General features: G+C 60.0%; 15 protein-coding genes. 9 read left to right on the top strand and 6 right to left on the bottom strand.

The genetic code is table 11. The features are described 5' to 3' along the window. Positions 1 to 266: 266 nt before the first annotated feature. Both C4K38_RS11610 and C4K38_RS11605 read left to right on the top strand, forming a co-directional pair. Positions 267 to 911 carry a DUF2026 family protein gene (locus tag C4K38_RS11610; RefSeq protein ID WP_053278456.1) on the top strand — a complete coding sequence of 215 codons (645 nt, stop codon included), beginning with the start codon at positions 267 to 269 and terminating at the stop codon, positions 909 to 911. Positions 912 to 949: 38 nt separating this feature from the next. Then, positions 950 to 1,198, top strand: a complete 249-nt coding sequence (locus tag C4K38_RS11605; protein WP_053278455.1) for a hypothetical protein — start codon at positions 950 to 952, stop codon at positions 1,196 to 1,198. Between the two features lie 204 nt (positions 1,199 to 1,402). On the opposite strand, the gene C4K38_RS11600 is transcribed toward C4K38_RS11605, so the two are convergent. From C4K38_RS11600 to C4K38_RS11580, 6 genes are all read right to left on the bottom strand, one after another. After that, positions 1,403 to 2,692, bottom strand: coding sequence for a hypothetical protein (locus tag C4K38_RS11600; RefSeq protein WP_124345271.1), 1,290 nt, complete (start codon positions 2,690 to 2,692; stop codon positions 1,403 to 1,405). Then, entirely contained in the window at positions 2,644 to 3,090 is a 447-nt protein-coding gene (locus C4K38_RS32460) for a hypothetical protein (protein WP_172833179.1), read from the bottom strand. The genes C4K38_RS11600 and C4K38_RS32460 overlap by 49 nt, the downstream gene beginning before the upstream one ends. A gap of 451 nt (positions 3,091 to 3,541) precedes the next feature. Continuing rightward, entirely contained in the window at positions 3,542 to 4,090 is a 549-nt protein-coding gene (locus tag C4K38_RS11595) for a cupin domain-containing protein (RefSeq protein ID WP_007922919.1), read from the bottom strand. A gap of 353 nt (positions 4,091 to 4,443) precedes the next feature. After that, complete coding sequence (locus C4K38_RS11590) at positions 4,444 to 5,724, bottom strand: NAD(P)/FAD-dependent oxidoreductase (protein WP_170181104.1); 1,281 nt, start codon at positions 5,722 to 5,724, stop codon at positions 4,444 to 4,446. Between the two features lie 55 nt (positions 5,725 to 5,779). Beyond that, positions 5,780 to 7,270 (bottom strand): aldehyde dehydrogenase, encoded by a 1,491-nt coding sequence (locus tag C4K38_RS11585; protein ID WP_053278452.1) that lies wholly within the window; start codon positions 7,268 to 7,270, stop codon positions 5,780 to 5,782. 33 nt (positions 7,271 to 7,303) lie between these two features. Then, complete coding sequence (locus C4K38_RS11580; RefSeq protein ID WP_053278451.1) at positions 7,304 to 8,680, bottom strand: glutamine synthetase family protein; 1,377 nt, start codon at positions 8,678 to 8,680, stop codon at positions 7,304 to 7,306. A gap of 265 nt (positions 8,681 to 8,945) precedes the next feature. On the opposite strand from C4K38_RS11580, the gene C4K38_RS11575 reads away from it, so the two are divergent. The 7 genes from C4K38_RS11575 (at position 8,946) to solA (ending at position 16,239) form a co-directional block, all read left to right on the top strand. Then, positions 8,946 to 9,707 (top strand): gamma-glutamyl-gamma-aminobutyrate hydrolase family protein, encoded by a 762-nt coding sequence (locus C4K38_RS11575; RefSeq protein ID WP_053278450.1) that lies wholly within the window; start codon positions 8,946 to 8,948, stop codon positions 9,705 to 9,707. A gap of 250 nt (positions 9,708 to 9,957) precedes the next feature. Further along, positions 9,958 to 11,100 carry an ABC transporter ATP-binding protein gene (locus C4K38_RS11570; protein WP_009048285.1) on the top strand — a complete coding sequence of 381 codons (1,143 nt, stop codon included), beginning with the start codon at positions 9,958 to 9,960 and terminating at the stop codon, positions 11,098 to 11,100. Between the two features lie 44 nt (positions 11,101 to 11,144). Then, positions 11,145 to 12,026, top strand: coding sequence for an ABC transporter permease subunit (locus C4K38_RS11565; RefSeq protein WP_164485211.1), 882 nt, complete (start codon positions 11,145 to 11,147; stop codon positions 12,024 to 12,026). Continuing rightward, complete coding sequence (locus C4K38_RS11560) at positions 12,023 to 12,904, top strand: ABC transporter permease subunit (RefSeq protein WP_025805375.1); 882 nt, start codon at positions 12,023 to 12,025, stop codon at positions 12,902 to 12,904. Before C4K38_RS11565 ends, C4K38_RS11560 begins: the two co-directional genes overlap by 4 nt. 107 nt (positions 12,905 to 13,011) lie before the next feature. Further along, positions 13,012 to 14,124, top strand: a complete 1,113-nt coding sequence (locus tag C4K38_RS11555) for a polyamine ABC transporter substrate-binding protein (RefSeq protein WP_053278448.1) — start codon at positions 13,012 to 13,014, stop codon at positions 14,122 to 14,124. 381 nt (positions 14,125 to 14,505) lie between these two features. Next, complete coding sequence (locus C4K38_RS11550; protein ID WP_053278447.1) at positions 14,506 to 15,030, top strand: DUF2867 domain-containing protein; 525 nt, start codon at positions 14,506 to 14,508, stop codon at positions 15,028 to 15,030. 24 nt (positions 15,031 to 15,054) lie between these two features. Continuing rightward, positions 15,055 to 16,239, top strand: a complete 1,185-nt coding sequence (gene solA, locus C4K38_RS11545; RefSeq protein ID WP_053278446.1) for an N-methyl-L-tryptophan oxidase — start codon at positions 15,055 to 15,057, stop codon at positions 16,237 to 16,239. Positions 16,240 to 16,373 lie beyond the last annotated feature (134 nt).

Genomic DNA, 16,373 nt, shown 5'->3' with positions numbered 1-16,373 from the left:
TTTTCGACCAAAAGCAGACAGTCAGCGCGGTTCTGGTGTCGCCCGATAGTGAGCGCTTACAGTATGCGACTGCATACCTAAAGCAATTCTGGCTTATTGCTTACACCGTTTATTCCTATACAACCTCCCTCATTTTCCGTGAACACCAGTAGGGTCTGCTGATACCCTTGTCAGGAGGCCCCGAGGCCTGCCGACACCCGCTGAATGTGCCGAAGGCAGATCCAGCTAAAAGCAAACTGACGTGCTCAACCAGCGATAACTAGCCCATGAAGAAGAACCTTGGAACACTGATTCCCCTACAGGATTACCTGAGAGTTCATAGGGTTATCCGCTCTACTTTGGATATGGCCGGCGCGGAAACAGCCCACGCTTGCTGGTTTTTCAGCGTCGCGGGTGCCGCTATTCTTAGAAAGTATTATAAAAAAGATGCTCATGCCGTGGCAGGGGCTATGTGCCTGATGGTGGATGAAGAAAACGCTAACGTGTTGTGCTTCGCCACCTTAGAAGGTGACGCAATTCGTAGCTCCAATAATGCGTTTCACGCACTGGTGGTGTGCGGCGATTACGTTGTGGATTTCATGAGCCCTATCTTTCCGGAGACCTGTAAATCCTCAGGTCATCCATTTATGGCGCCTTCCAAGTCATTCCAACGAAAGATCGAAACCATGGCATCGTCTCACACCGACCTAAGTAGAGATGGGGACTTCTTTTTTTTTCCGAATGAGTTGCTGACCGACCATCTCACGAAAAGGTTTGTGCAAGGTCATCTTCAGTCTGATGTCTTGAATGCTTGTCTGGAATGGTTCATCAAGCCCCCTAAGCCGATACGTCCCACTCTCACTGTGGCGGATGAAAAGGGCCAGGTTATAAACGTGAAACTAAAGGACGGCTCTGTCGTCGGGTCATGGTAAGTCGTGTTTTAGCTGCTGCACCCGTTACAAGTGGAGGGATGAAGTCACTAGTCGGAGAAGCAACAGTGCTAACCGATGTACAGGCCCGCTTAGCGCTCAAAGAACTGATCGAAAAGCACCTCAAGGGTGGCGATCCCGATTACGTTCGTTTGATCGAAATCGTTCTAGATCCTTCAAGGCAAGTCCCGATCAGGGGCATGCTCGAAGACATTAGACGGTACAATAAGGCGCAATACACAAAACAAGAGCTTGAGCTGATCGACGACCTTTTATACATGTATGGGTGAGCTGTCCCGCTTGACGACCCGGTAATCACTCTCAAAATCTTGCTTCTATTACAATCCCCCACTCGCTCACGCCTACAGCAACCACGTATGCAGGATGACAGTCCATAGGTGTGGGCGGGCTACAGCTTATATTTCCAGCACCGACCACAGACCGTCCCCAGCCTGTGCAACTTCTGAAAAAAACGGGGGGGATTTTCTGAAAAATTAACGCCTGTTCAGAGTTTTGATAATCCAGTCTTTCAGTTTGAAAGTGTAATGACTGAGAGTTAGTAAACCCGCCACAACAATTACTGAAGCACCTATACCGTATAGTTTTGCAAGATCGCCGTTTTCGGGCGCCACATCAAGGTGTTTTGCGATTGGTTGCATTAGCTCTGGGGATAACGTGGCAGAAGCAATAATTCCGAATATTATTGTGATTCGGCGCGCGTAAGATTCTGATTTGATCTTGTCGTCTAGCTCTAAGGCTTTGCGAACAGTTTCAATCTTCTTGTGCAGCAGCTTGTAGATAGTAGTTAGGTGGTCACCTTTCTGTACTTCCTCGATGTATTTGGCGATTTCTCCATATTTATGTGCAGACAGGAGAGTCTCCTCAAATCCCAGTATGTCGAGTTCGAGGCGAGCAACGTCTATTGCTGTCTTGCATTTGTCTAGTCCTAGGGAAGCGTAGGAGTAGTATGTTTGTATAAAGTGCGATGCTTCATTGAGCACTTGGATGTCTGAGATTAAGTTGTTGAAAGTGTAAGAGTCGTGCTGCTTGACAAAAGCTTCTAGCTGCGAGGACGCTAGCATCAATGATACAGGCTCGGAGTAAAAGTTGTTGTAGTCGTCAAAGTTCCTCATGTCCTTATGGCCTAAGTCGGTATGTTTTATATTGTCCGACAGAAACGTTCGAGCCATTACGCTGTTGACTAGCTTTTTATGGGTTGACCAGTTTTCGGATGAACTCCATTTTTGATTGGTATGGGAGCTGATATAAAGTATCGGTTTGCCACGCCAGTGTTGTCCTATGGAGTCGTCTTTGTACTGGCTACCATACCATCTGATGCGGGTTTGAACGGCACCTGCCGCAATGGTGCGAGCGACCACCGATAATAAATTTCGCGCTATGTCCGTGAGGGTAAGTTGATCGGTGTGTACAAGTTCGTAGACAGTTAGACGCTCATCTACGAATTCCATTTCTCCCGGAGTGTTCAGCGCTGCCACCATGATGATTTCAAATGCTTCTCGCTGAACAATTCTTTTCCTCCGAGACATCTGGGCTATCTGACCTTCGGTGCATGCTAAGTGTAATTCTCTTTCACACAATACTGATGCAAGGTTGCGTCGTGATTTATTTACTTCGCTGCGCACTACTTTTTGAGTCGTAGACTCCTCAAAGCCAGCAATGGTTGGCAACGAAATACTGATTATGCCGCCCGTGTAAACTCTAATGTAAGGAATGACTAGCTCATGAGCTTCGTCATCTTCGCATCTGATGGCAATCGGGCGCATGAATATTCTAGCGCTTTCTGTAGGGAATCCATACGCAGAATTGAACAAGCGTTTGTCAGACAAGAGTAAATCAAAAGCCAAAGATAAAGCATAGGCATTAGAGTCTCCGGGGTTGCTTTGAGAAAATCGTTATGTCCAGATACAGTCATACCTTGTTCGGTTATTGTTGGCTCAATGCTTAATTGTTGTGATCGAAGTCTATTGTCTTCTGTGAAATAGATTTTCCCACTGCTGGTTAACGCGAAACTAAAAGCATCAGATTCAGCAAGGATTTCGCACATTCCTTCGAGATTCACGTTTCCAGTAATCTTCGAAGAATACAAGAAAGTTGCAGTACCAGAGTATGTGTTATCTTCTGAGGTGCTTTCGAGACTTGGTTCCGTATCGGGTAATTCCATCAACTAGTCTTCCTTGCAGCTAATGCTTTGTGCAGTGCCATAAACGTGAATGATCGCACGGAACCTACCTATCAGCTATGGTTTCGAGATCAACTCTTATGTGGCAATCATCTTAGAGTTAAAGTTGTAATTCTCCGGTGGAATAGCCACAAGTGTCTGCACCTCACCTCAAGGGCAGGAGCAAAAGCTTGATTTGTGTAGATTGTTTATTTGGTCGTGGTGAACCCGCCCTGTTGAGGTGTCCCCATTGGTGGGTTGGTGACAATCCATAGGCAACTCAATGTCAGCTTCTGGCCGATAGCAGACGCTCCTCAACCAAGCAGATATCTACATTACTCGCCAGTATTCAAAAACCGAGAGATCGCTCAAAAGCGCCCCGTAAAATCACAGCAGTGATAAGCGGCGATCAATAGCCGCTCATGACAAGAAAGCGTTTCAGGAGTTGCCCAACTCAGAAGTTCGCCGGCGTGTTCGCACTAATAATCTCCGCCTCATCCTGCCCAATATTGCGAAACTTATGCGGCAAGGTCGTCGGAAAATAATACCCATCCCCCGGGTTCAACACGCTCACCTGCCCGTCCACCGTCAACTCCACGGTGCCACGGGTGACGAGGCCGCACTCCTCCCCTTCCGCATGCACGATCGGCTCGTCGCCGGAGCTGGCGCCGGGGGCGTATTGTTCGCGCAAAAAGCGCATCTGGCGGGTTGGCAGGGCGGCGCCGATCAGCAGCAGGCGGGCGCCGTCGCGGCCGAGGTCGGGTTGTTCGTTGGCGCGGAAGACGTATTGGTGTTCGCGCGGGGGTTGGTCGAAGGTGAAGAAGTCCGCCAAGGACATGGGGATGCCTTCGAGGAGTTTTTTCAGGGAGCTGACCGAGGGGCTGACGCGGTTCTGTTCGATCAGGGAGATGGTGGCGTTGGTCACGCCGCTGCGCCGGGCCAGCTCGCGCTGGGACAGTTTGTAGCTTTCGCGAACGAGTTTGAGTCGAGTGCCCGTGTCCATAGCAGCCTTGTGTGAGGTGTACGTGGGGGGTGTTGCAAGTTGGAGTGCGGCCGGTGACTTTTAGTTGCGAAGTTTAGTTGCGAAGTTCGCCGATCCAGTGGCCCCGGAACCTGAAAGGCGGCTATTAAATCACGTTTGTGGGTGGAGCTGTAGCGGTGGCCGACGGTGGTGATTGGCCTTGCCGCAGGGTGTGCCAGGCGTTGAAAACCGGCGGTGTTCTTTCTGGCCTCGAGAGGGCCTGCGGCCCTTATCGCAGCCTGCGGCAGCGGCTACAGGTTTGCGGGTTCGGAGGCGGGTTTCGGGGCCGAAAAAAGCCCGCGCAAGCGCGGGCAAACGCAGGAAGCGTATCGGGATCAGATACCGAAGCGGTCGCGTAGCGCGTAGTACGCCGCGCCCATGGCGGTCAGCGGGGCCTGGAAGGTGCGGCCGCCGAACATCGGCATGTGCGGTAGCGAGGCGAAGGCGTCGAAGCGTTCGGCGTCGCCGCGGATCATTTCGGCGATCAGTTTGCCGGCCAGGTGCGAGCAGGTGACGCCATGGCCGCTGTAGCCCTGCATGTAGTAGGCGTTCTTTTCGATGCGGCCGAATTGCGGCATGCGCGACATGGTCAGCAGGAAGTTGCCGGTCCAGCGGTAGTCGATCTTCACGTCCTTGAGCTGGGGGAAGGTCTTGAGGATCTTCGGCCGGATCAGTTGCTCGATGTCGTTCGGCTCACGGGCGCCGTAGACCACACCGCCGCCGTACAGCAGGCGGTTGTCGGCGGTGAGGCGGTAGTAGTCCAGCAGGTAGTTGCAGTCTTCGACGCAGTAGTTGTTGCGGATCAGGCTGCGGGCCATTTTCTCCGACAGCGGTTCGGTGACCACGATCTGCGAGCCGCACGGCATGCTCTTGCGGGTCACCCGTGGGTCGAGGTCCTGCTGCAGGTAGGCGTTGCCGGCGATCAGCAGGTACTTGGCGCGGACCACGCCCTTGGCGGTGCGCACGATGTTCGGTTCGCCGTAGGTGATTTCCACCGCCGCCGACTGTTCGAAGATCTTGCCGCCCAGGCCGATGATGGCGCTGGCTTCGCCCAGGGCCAGGTTCAGCGGGTGGATGTGCCCGCCCTGCATGTCCAGCAGGCCGCCGACGTAGGCGTCGGAGCCGACTTCCTGGGCGATCTGCGCCTGGTCCAGCAGCTTCAGGTTCTTGTTGCCGTAGCGCTCCCAGCTGGCCTTCTGTTCGGCCAGGCCCTTGAGCTGCTTCTTGTTCATGGCGGCGAAGATGCCACCCGGCCGGTAGTCGCACTGGATGTCGTAGTGCTGGATGCGCTGGCGAATGATGTCGGCGCCTTCGAAGATCATGCTGCCCAGCACTTCGGCGCTTTTCTCGCCGTAGCGCGACTCGATCACGTCGACGTCGCGGCTGTAGGAGTTGACCAGTTGCCCGCCGTTGCGCCCGCTGGCGCCGAAGCCGACCTTGGCCGCTTCGAGCACGGTGACGCTGTAGCCCGCCTCGGCGAGGAACAGCGCCGAGGACAGGCCGGTGTAACCGGCGCCGATCACACAGACGTCGCATTCCACCAGCTCCTCAAGCACCGGAAAGTCGGTGGTCTGGTTGCGGGTCGCGGCGTAGTAGCTGTTTACGTAGGTTTGCATTATCGAATTCCCCAGCGGGTGCGGGTCGAAGCCCGCCCCGCCGTTGTTATAAGAGTCAGAGCTTGATCCAGGTCGCTTTCAGCTCGGTGTACTTGTCGAAGGCATGCAGCGACTTGTCGCGACCATTGCCCGACTGTTTGAAGCCGCCGAACGGCGCGGTCATGTCGCCGCCGTCGTACTGGTTGACCCACACGCTGCCGGCGCGCAGACCACGGGCGAAGCGGTGGGCGCGGCTGAGGTTGCTGGTCCAGACCCCGGCGGCGAGGCCGAAGATGCTGTCGTTGGCGATCGTCAGCGCCTCTTCCTCGGTGTCGAAGCTGATCACCGACAGCACCGGGCCGAAGATCTCTTCGCGGGCGATGGTCATGGCGTTGGTCACGCCGTCGAAAATGGTCGGTTCGACATACAGGCCGCCGGTGTTTTCCAGGGTCCGCGCGCCGCCGGCCAGCAGTTGGCCGCCCTGCTCCTTGCCGATGTCGATGTAACGCAGCACGTTGTCCAGCTGACGCTGATCCACCAGCGCGCCAACCCGAGTCTGCGGGTCGAGGGCATGTCCGGGTTTCCAGGCCTTGATGGCGTCCACCAGCAGCGGAATGAACTGCTCGCGGATCGAGCGCTCCACCAGCAGGCGCGAGCCGGCGGTGCAGACTTCGCCCTGGTTGAAGGCGATGGCGCTGGCCGCCGCTTCTGCTGCGGCGCGCAGGTCCGGCGCGTCGGCGAACACCACGTTGGGGCTCTTGCCGCCCGCCTCCAGCCATACGCGCTTCATGTTGCTCTGCCCGGAATACACCAGCAGTTGCTTGCCCACCGCGGTGGAGCCGGTAAAGGCCAGCACGTCCACGTCCATATGCAGGGCCAGGGCCTTGCCCACGGTGTGACCGTAGCCCGGCAGCACGTTGAACACGCCTTTGGGGATGCCGGCGTCCAGCGCCAGCTGGGCGATGCGGATCGCGGTCAGCGGCGACTTTTCCGATGGTTTGAGGATGAAGGAGTTGCCCGCCGCCAGGGCCGGGGCGAATTTCCAGCTGGCCATGATCAGCGGGAAGTTCCACGGCACGATGGCCGCCACCACGCCCGAGGCCTCGCGAGTCACCAGGCCCAGTTGGTCGTGAGGCGTGGCCGCCACTTCGTCGTAGATTTTGTCGACAGCCTCGGCGCTCCAGCGGATCGCGTTGGCGGTGGCCGGCACGTCGATGCTCAGGGAGTCGCCGATGGGCTTGCCCATGTCCAGGGTTTCCAGGAGCGCCAGTTCTTCCTGGTGCTCGAGGATCAAATCGGCGAAGCGGATCAGCACGCGCTTGCGCTCGGCCGGGGCCTTGCGCGACCAGACGCCGGACTCGAACGCCTGGCGCGCCACCTGCACCGCCCGGTTGGCGTCGGCCTCGTCGGTGCTGGCGACGTTGGCCAGGAAACGCCCGTCCACCGGGCTGATGCACTCGAAGGTGGCCGCGCTGGCGGCGTGGCAATACTGGCCGTCGATAAAGGCGCGACCTTCGAGGGTCAAGGACTGGAAGCGCTGCTCCCAGTCGCTGCGGGATTTAGTCATGGCAAATACTCAACGCAGGAAAAGGAACGGCCGTCAGACCGTGTGCAGGTACCAGTTGTATTCGAGGTCGGAGATCGAGTTTTCGAACTCGGCCAGCTCGCTTTCCTTACAGGCGACAAACACGTCGATGTACATCGGGTCGATGTACTTGGCCATCACCTCGCTGTCGTCCAGCACCCGCAGGGCGTCGCGCAGGTTGCTCGGCAGGCTCTGTTCGTTCTGCTCGTAGGAGTTGCCTTCCACCGGCGCGCCGGGCTCGATCTTGTTGGTCAGGCCATGGTGAATACCGGCCAGTACCGAAGCCATCAGCAAATAAGGGTTGGCGTCGGCGCCGGCCACGCGGTGTTCGATGCGCACCGCATCCGCCGAACCGGTCGGCACGCGCACGGCCACGGTGCGGTTGTCGATGCCCCAGCTCGGCGAGTTCGGCACGTAGAACTGCGCGCCGAAACGGCGGTAGGAGTTGACGTTCGGGCAGAGGAAGGCCATCTGCGCCGGCAGGGTTTCCAGCACGCCGCCGATGGCGTGGCGCAGGGTGTCGTTGGTTTCCGGGTCGTCGCTGGCGAAGATGTTGTTGCCTTGCTTGTCGAGAATCGAGATATGCACGTGCAGGCCGTTACCAGCCTGGCCCGGGTACGGCTTGGCCATGAAGGTGGTGTCCATCTCATGGTCGTAGGCGATGTTCTTCACCAGGCGCTTGAGCAGCACCGCGTAGTCGCAGGCCTTGATCGGGTCGGAGACGTGGTGCAGGTTGACCTCGAACTGCGCCGGGGCGCTTTCCTTGACGATGGCGTCAGCGGGGATGCCCTGCTCTTTCGCGCCTTCGAGGATGTCTTGCAGGCAGTCGACGTATTCGTCGAGGTCGTCGATCAGGTAGACCTGGGTCGACTGCGGACGCTTGCCGGAAATCGGCGAGCGCGGCGACTGCGGACGACCGTTCACGTTGTCCTGGTCGATCAGGTAGAACTCCAGCTCGAAGGCCGCGCAGATGGTCAGGCCCAATTCATCAAACTTGGCGACAACTTGCCGCAGCACTTCCCGCGGGTCGGCGAAGAACGGTTGGCCTTCGATCTCGTGCATGGTCATCAGCAGTTGCGCGGTCGGGCGCTTCTGCCAGGGCTCGACGCTCAGGGTGCAGGGGATCGGGTAGCAGATGCGGTCGGCGTCGCCGATGTCCAGGCCCAGGCCGGTGCTTTCCACGGTGGAGCCGTTGATGTCCAGGGCAAACAGCGAGGCCGGCAGGTTGATGCCCTTCTCGTACACCTTGTGCAGGGCGGTACGCTCGATGCGCTTGCCGCGCACCACGCCGTTCATGTCCGCAATCAGCAGGTCGACGTAGAGGATCTCGGGATGGTTCTTCAGGAAGGCGTTGGCTTCGTTGAGCTGAACGGCACGCAGTGGGACCGACATGATGCACCTATGTGTTAATTATTATGTTCAAAACGGTTTCGTAGGAGCAGTCAATCCGAAAGGAAAAGTGAAGTCAAGCGCCAGAAATGGCCGCCGATCGTCAATTATTTTGCGCCTCAAGATCTTTATTTACCCCGTAACCCGTGCCGCTCACGGGTTTCAGACGAAAAACGTTTAGAATTTTTTACACGGAAGTTGTTAATTAAAATCAACGAGGATAAGCTCTCGAAAAACTCGTTCCAGCGTGAATTTCGAGGTGATAAAAATGGCATTCAAGCCATTGATCGGCGTTACTGCGTGCGTCAAAGAGATCGGGCTGCACCCCTACCACGTCAGCGGCGACAAGTACTTGCGTGCTGTCAGCAGCGCGGCCGAGGGCCTGCCCCTGATCATTCCTTCCCTGGCGGACCTCATCGATACCGAGGCTCTGCTGCAGAACCTGGACGGCCTGCTGTTCACCGGCTCGCCGTCGAATGTGGAGCCTTTCCACTATCAGGGCCCGGCCAGCGAACCGGGCACCGCCCACGATCCCCAGCGCGATGCCACCACCCTGCCCCTGCTGCGCGCGGCGATTGCCGCCGGCGTGCCGGTGCTGGGCATCTGCCGCGGCTTCCAGGAGATGAACGTGGCCTTCGGCGGCAGCCTGCACCAGAAGGTGCATGAGTTGCCGGGCTACCTCGATCACCGTGAAGCCGACCACCCGGACCTGGCCGTGCAATACGCCCCCGCCCATGCCGTCAGGGTGCAACCGGGCGGCGTGTTCCAGGCCCTGGATCTGCCCCAGGAATTCCAGGTCAACTCGATCCACAGCCAGGGCATCGACCGCCTGGCCCCCGGCCTGCGCGCCGAGGCCCTGGCGCCGGACGGCCTGATCGAGGCGGTGTCGGTCGAACACAGTCCGGCCTTTGCCCTGGGCGTGCAGTGGCATCCGGAATGGCAGGTGCTGTCGAACCCGGTCTACCTGCGGATCTTCCAGGCCTTCGGCGATGCCTGCCGGCAACGGGCGGCGCAGCGCAACGGCCACTGACTAAAAGCTTCACCCGCGAAATTGACTGCCACGCCCCCGGCCGGCGGCGGTGCGCCCTTGTGCGCCCGCCTTGGCCCGTGGGGCGGTTCAAGCCACACCCAGCAATACGAAAACCTGCTTTTGAAAAACAATAACCAGCGTCAGGCCGCCAGGACGGCAGCGCCGAATAAACCCGCCACCGCGGGTTTGTCATCCATCTATTAAGCCGGGCCGTTTTGGCCCGACGACTGACATCTGTTGGGAGTTCCACATGGCAAACGCCTCCAGCACGTACAGAAAGGCTCTGGAAGGTCACCCGCAACCGCAGAAGGTGCTGGTGAGAGTCGACCGCGTGACCAAGAAGTTCGATGAAACCGTGGCCGTGGACGATGTGTCCCTGGACATTCACCAGGGCGAGATCTTCGCCCTGCTCGGTGGCTCGGGTTCCGGCAAGTCCACCCTGCTGCGCATGCTGGCGGGCTTCGAGCGGCCGACGGAGGGGCGTATCTACCTGGACGGCGTGGACATCACCGACATGCCGCCCTACGAGCGGCCGATCAACATGATGTTCCAGTCCTACGCGCTGTTCCCGCACATGACCGTGGCCCAGAACATTGCCTTCGGCCTGCAGCAGGACAAGATTCCCAAGGCCGAGATCGATGCCCGCGTGGCCGAGATGCTCAAGCTGGTGCACATGACCCAGTACGCCAAGCGCAAGCCGCACCAGCTGTCCGGCGGCCAGCGCCAGCGCGTGGCCCTGGCCCGCTCCCTGGCCAAGCGGCCGAAGCTGCTGCTGCTCGACGAACCCATGGGCGCCCTGGATAAAAAGCTGCGCTCGCAGATGCAGCTGGAACTGGTGGAGATCATCGAACGGGTCGGCGTGACCTGCGTGATGGTGACCCACGACCAGGAAGAGGCCATGACCATGGCCCAGCGCATCGCCATCATGCACCTGGGCTGGATCGCCCAGATCGGCAGCCCGGTGGACATCTACGAGGCCCCCGTCAGCCGTATGGTCTGCGAGTTCATCGGCAACGTGAACGCCTTCGACGGCACCGTCATCGAAGACCTGGAAGGCCACGCGGTGATTCATTGCCCGGAGCTGGAACAGAAGATCTACGTCGGCCACGGCGTCAGCACCTCGGTGCAGGACAAGTCGGTGACCTACGCTATCCGCCCGGAAAAGATGCTGGTCAGCACCACCCGGCCCGAGCACCGCTACAACTGGTCCCAGGGCAAGGTGCATGACATCGCCTACCTCGGCGGGCATTCGGTGTTCTACGTCGAGCTGCCTGGCGGCAAGATCGTCCAGTCGTTCATGGCCAACGCCGAACGCCGTGGCGCGCGGCCGACCTGGGACGACCAGGTCTACGTGTGGTGGGAAGACGACAGCGGCGTGGTACTGCGCACATGAGCACGTTAACCATGAGCACTCTCAATCGGCGTTTGACCCGTGTGCTGCCCAGCGGTCGCAAGCTGGTGATCGGCATTCCGTTCCTCTGGCTGTTCCTGTTCTTCATGCTGCCGTTTTTCCTGGTGATGAAGATCAGCTTCTCGGAAGCGGCCCTGGCCATCCCTCCCTACTCGGAGATCTACAGCTTCGCCGAACAGAAATTCCAGCTGCTGCTCAACGTCGGCAACTACGCGTTGCTGGTGGGTGACGAGCTGTATATCTCGGCCTACCTCGGCTCGCTGAAAGTCGCCCTGCTCAGCACCCTGATGTGTCTGGTGATCGGCTTCCCCATGGCCTACGCGATCACCAAGGCCAGCAAGGAGACGCAGAACGTCTTGCTGCTGCTGATCATGATGCCGACCTGGACCGCGATCCTGATCCGCGTCTATGCCTGGATGGGCATCCTCAGCAACAACGGTTTGCTCAACGGCTTCCTGATGTGGAGCGGCCTGACCTCGGCGCCGATCGAAATCCTCAACACCAACACCGCGGTCTATATCGGCGTGGTGTATGCGTACCTGCCATTTATGGTGCTGCCGCTGTACGCCAACCTGGTCAAGCACGACCAGAGCCTGCTGGAAGCCGCCTCGGACCTGGGTTCGAGCAACTTCAACAACTTCTGGAAAATCACCGTGCCCCTGGCCAAGAACGGCATCATTGCCGGTTGCATGCTGGTGTTCATTCCGGTGGTCGGCGAGTTCGTGATTCCCGAACTGCTGGGCGGCCCCGAGACCCTGATGATCGGCCGCGTGCTGTGGCAGGAGTTCTTCAACAACCGTGACTGGCCGGTGGCCTCCGCCCTGGCGGTGGTGATGCTGGCGATCCTGATTATTCCGATCCTGCTGTTCAACCGCAGCCAGGCCAAAGAGATGGAGGGACGGGCATGAAACGTTTCGGATTTTCCAGCCTGATGCTGGTGCTCGGCCTGGCGTTCATTTACCTGCCGATGCTGATCCTGGTGATCTACTCGTTCAACGCCTCCAAGCTGGTGACGGTCTGGGGCGGCTGGTCGGTGAAGTGGTATGTCGGCCTGCTGGATAACCAGCAGTTGATGGGCTCGGTAGTGCGCTCCCTGGAGATCGCCTGCTACACCGCGATTGCCGCGGTGGCCCTGGGCACCCTGGCGGCCTTTGTGCTGACCCGGGTCACCCGCTTCAAGGGCCGCACCCTGTTCGGTGGCCTGGTCACCGCGCCGCTGGTAATGCCGGAAGTGATCACCGGTCTGTCGCTGTTGCTGCTGTTCGTGGCCATGGCGCAGATGATCGGCTGGCCGCAGGAGCGTGGCATCGTCACCATCTGGATCGCCCACACCACATTCTGCGCCGCCTATGTGGCCGTGGTAGTCTCCGCGCGCTTGCGTGAGCTGGACCTGTCCATCGAAGAGGCGGCCATGGACCTGGGCGCGCGGCCATGGAAGGTGTTCTTCCTGATCACCATCCCGATGATCGCGCCCTCGTTGGCGGCCGGCGGCATGATGTCCTTCGCCTTGTCCCTGGACGACCTGGTGCTGGCGAGCTTCGTCTCCGGTCCGGGCTCCACCACCTTGCCGATGGAAGTGTTCTCGGCGGTGCGCCTCGGCGTGAAGCCGGAGATCAACGCGGTGGCCAGCCTGATCCTGCTGGCGGTGTCGCTGGTGACCTTCCTGGTCTGGTACTTCGGCCGTCGCGCCGAAGCGGCCCGCAAGCGGGCGATCCAGGAAGCCATGGAATACACCGCCAACGAAGCCTATCAACCGGCAAGCCCACGGATGCAAGCGACGGCCTGAATCCTCATTAACCAACTTCGCCAGCCAACCGGCTGGCGAAGGCGTGCAACCTGATACACCGCGTTGCGAATGCAGCCATCTGCACAATAAGAAATGGAGTTGTACCGATGAAAATGCTTGGCAGGATACTGTTCGCCAAAACCATGCTGACCCTGTCCTTGATGGGCGCGATGGTGACCGGCGCTCAAGCCAGCGACAAGGAGCTGCGTGTCTACAACTGGTCGGACTATATCGCCCCGGACACCCTGAAAAAGTTCGAGGCCGAGACCGGCATCCACGTCACCTACGATGTCTTCGACAGCAACGAAACCCTGGAAGCGCGCCTGCTCACCGGCAAGTCCGGCTATGACATAGTGGTCCCTTCCAACAGCTTTTTGGCCAAGCAGATCAAGGCCGGGGTCTACCAGGAACTGGACAAGTCGCGGCTGCCGAACTGGAAGAACCTCAACCCGGTGCTGCTGCAGAACGCCGCCGCCAGCGACCCGGGCAACGCCCATGCCTTCCCTTACATGTGGGGCTCGATCGGCATCGGCTACAACCCGGACAAGGTCAAGGCGGTGCTGGGTAGCGACGCGCCAACCAACTCCTGGGACCTGCTGTTCAAGCCGGAGAACGCCGAGAAGCTCAAGGCCTGCGGCATCAGCTTCCTCGACTCGCCGACGGAAATGCTCCCCGCCGCCCTGCACTACCTGGGCTACCCGGTGACCAGCAAGGACAAGGCGCAGATCCTCGAGGCCGAGGCGCTGTTCATGAAGATCCGTCCTTCGGTGACCTACTTCCACTCCTCCAAGTACATTTCCGACCTGGCCAACGGCAACATCTGCGTGGCCGTGGGTTACTCCGGCGACGTGCTGCAGGCCCGCTCGCGCGCCGAAGAGGCCGGCAATAAGGAGAAGGTCGCCTTCAGTATTCCCAAGGAAGGCGCCGGCAGTTTCTACGACATGATGGCCATGCCCAAGGACGCGACCAACGTCGACAACGCCTACCTGTTCATGAACTTCCTGATGCGCCCGGACATCATCGCCGAGGTCACCAACAGCCTCGGCTACAGCAACGCCAACGCCGCCGCCACGCCGCTGGTGGACGAAGCCATCCGCAACGACTCGGCCTCGTACCCGCCGCAAGCGGTGCTCGCCACCCTGTACGCGGTGCCCGACCAGCCGATCGCCATCCAGCGCGTGATGAACCGTGGCTGGACGCGGATCAAGCTCGGCAAATGACACATCGCGCCCGCCCGACCATCGCGGCGGGCGCTGCAGCCCTCTTCCGTTCAGTCGCGCCTTACCACCGCGACACGCCTGCGAACGGGCTCACCTGGCTCCCTCGGCTCAGGTGACTCCTTGGCGCCCTCCTCGGGCGCCTTTTTTGCTTTCAGGCCGCACAAAATCCTGTAGCCGCTGCCGCAGGCTGCGTACGACCCGAAGGGGCGCGGCGATTTCAAGACCGCTGAAGGCCCTGCGGGCCTTGTCGCAGCCTCGCGGGCTCGGCAGCGGCTACAGGGGCGCGGCATCATCCGGCGGGTCCTCCCAACCCCAAACAATGATATTTTTCGCCGCTTGCGGTGCAGCCGGGCACCGCCACTTTTACAGGGAACCGTATCGATGCAGACCGCCGTCCAGCCTTGCCCATTGCCCAGCCAGTCCAGCATTGCCAACCTGGCCATCGGGGCGAGCTTCATCGATTGCCGCCAGGTGCTGGCCAACGACCCCGACCGCACGGCCATGCGCCACCTGCTCAACCTGATGAGCCAGACCCCGGCCTGGATCGACCGGATGATGGGCCTGCGCAACCGCGTGGTGCAGTTGTTCGGCCTCAAGGACCTGGGGCGCCTGACACGCATCGACCTGGCCAGGGCGGACGAAGATTACCGGCCGGACGATCGGGTCGGCATCTTCACCCTGGTTGCCCAGGCCCCCGACGAGGTACTGGTGGTGGACCGCGACAAGCACCTGGACGTGTACCTGTCCCTCAATCGCCTGCCGCTGACCGCCGAGGGCCAACGCCCGGTAGTGCTGTCCACCGTGGTCCATCCGCACAACCTGTTGGGGCGCTTGTACATGCTGCCGGTGGCGCCGTTCCACCGGCTCATCGCGCCCATGACCCTGGCCAACATCAATCGCCGCTGAGCCGCCACTTTCAAGGACACTGCCATGCAGACACCCGAGTTCGACGTTGTTGTAGTAGGCCTGGGCGCCATGGGCGCCGCGACCCTGTACCAGTTGGCCAAGCGCGGGGGGAAGGTGGCCGGCATCGACCGTTTTGTCCCGCCCCATGACCAGGGTTCGAGCCATGGCGACACCCGCATCACCCGCCAGGCTGTGGGCGAAGGCGTTGCCTATGTGCCGCTGGCGATCCGCGCGCAGCAGATCTGGCGCGAGCTGGAAGCCGAGCTGGATGTGCCGACAGAGCAGCCGTTGTTCGAGCAATGCGGCGTGTTGGTGATGACCTCCAGCGCCACCCCGACCGGCCAGGACGGCACCCCGGACTTCACCGCAAACACCCTGGCCCTGGCCCGCCAATTCGGCATCGAGCATGAGGCGCTGGACGCCGCGCAGATCCGCCAGCGCTTCCCGCAGTTCGCGCCGATCCACGACAGCGCCCTGGGTTACTTCGAACCCGGCGGCGGTTATGTGCGGCCGGAGCGTTGCATCGACGCGCAGTTGAACCTGGCCCGCCAGTTGGGCGCGACCCTGATCACCGGCGAGACGGTGCTGGGTATCGACAGCGACCCGGGCCGGGTACAGGTCACCTGCCAGAACCGGCGCATCAGCGCGGCAAAAGTCGTGGTCTGTGCCGGCATGTGGTCCAGCCAATTGCTCGGCGCGCCCTTCGACAAGCTGCTGCGAGTGTGCCGGCAGACCTTGTACTGGTACCAGTTGGCGGAGCCGCTGATCTTCCCCGAGCAGTCACCGAGCTTTATCGTCCACGGCGCCAGCGACGAGCAGACCTGCTACGGCTTCCCGCCGATCCCCGGCGAAGGCAGCATGAAGATCGCCACCGAGCAGTACAGCGAGACCTCGACGCCGGACAGCCTGGACCGTCAGGTCAGCGCGGCGCAGAGCGAGACGATGTATCGCGATTTGGTGTTGGCCAATATCGCCGGGGTCACGCCGCAGTTGGTGAAGTCCGCCGTCTGCGCCTACACCGTGACCCCGGACTCGCACTTCATCATCGACGAGCATCCGCGCCTGGCCAATGTCACGGTGGTCAGCGCTTGCTCGGGCCACGGCTTCAAGCACTCGGCGGCGATTGGCGAAGCCCTGGCCCAGCGGCTGGTGGATGGGCGCAGCGAGATCGATTTGAGCGCGTTTTCCCTGGCGCGCTTCGGCCATTGAGCGGCGCCTGGACGCCCCTGGATGGGGCGCTTTCCGGGAAGAAACGATTCAGTGACGTTTTTCCTTCTGTGGGCGCCGCTTTCAACCTTGCCCCTTCGTTCAGTCTCTACGATTCTGTAGAGACCCCCGCGGGG

The organism is Pseudomonas chlororaphis subsp. piscium (genome assembly GCF_003850345.1).
GTDB lineage: Bacteria > Pseudomonadota > Gammaproteobacteria > Pseudomonadales > Pseudomonadaceae > Aquipseudomonas > Aquipseudomonas piscium.
This window is presented reverse-complemented; position numbering and strand designations above follow the sequence as displayed.

Coding starts and splice junctions, on each gene's coding strand:
- C4K38_RS11610 (WP_053278456.1), top strand. CDS start 267: ATGAAGAAGAACCTTGGAACACTGATTCCCCTACAGGATTACCTGAGA.
- C4K38_RS11605 (WP_053278455.1), top strand. CDS start 950: ATGAAGTCACTAGTCGGAGAAGCAACAGTGCTAACCGATGTACAGGCC.
- C4K38_RS11600 (WP_124345271.1), bottom strand. CDS start 2,692: ATGCGCCCGATTGCCATCAGATGCGAAGATGACGAAGCTCATGAGCTA.
- C4K38_RS32460 (WP_172833179.1), bottom strand. CDS start 3,090: ATGGAATTACCCGATACGGAACCAAGTCTCGAAAGCACCTCAGAAGAT.
- C4K38_RS11595 (WP_007922919.1), bottom strand. CDS start 4,090: ATGGACACGGGCACTCGACTCAAACTCGTTCGCGAAAGCTACAAACTG.
- C4K38_RS11590 (WP_170181104.1), bottom strand. CDS start 5,724: ATGCAAACCTACGTAAACAGCTACTACGCCGCGACCCGCAACCAGACC.
- C4K38_RS11585 (WP_053278452.1), bottom strand. CDS start 7,270: ATGACTAAATCCCGCAGCGACTGGGAGCAGCGCTTCCAGTCCTTGACC.
- C4K38_RS11580 (WP_053278451.1), bottom strand. CDS start 8,680: ATGTCGGTCCCACTGCGTGCCGTTCAGCTCAACGAAGCCAACGCCTTC.
- C4K38_RS11575 (WP_053278450.1), top strand. CDS start 8,946: ATGGCATTCAAGCCATTGATCGGCGTTACTGCGTGCGTCAAAGAGATC.
- C4K38_RS11570 (WP_009048285.1), top strand. CDS start 9,958: ATGGCAAACGCCTCCAGCACGTACAGAAAGGCTCTGGAAGGTCACCCG.
- C4K38_RS11560 (WP_025805375.1), top strand. CDS start 12,023: ATGAAACGTTTCGGATTTTCCAGCCTGATGCTGGTGCTCGGCCTGGCG.
- C4K38_RS11555 (WP_053278448.1), top strand. CDS start 13,012: ATGAAAATGCTTGGCAGGATACTGTTCGCCAAAACCATGCTGACCCTG.
- C4K38_RS11550 (WP_053278447.1), top strand. CDS start 14,506: ATGCAGACCGCCGTCCAGCCTTGCCCATTGCCCAGCCAGTCCAGCATT.
- solA (WP_053278446.1), top strand. CDS start 15,055: ATGCAGACACCCGAGTTCGACGTTGTTGTAGTAGGCCTGGGCGCCATG.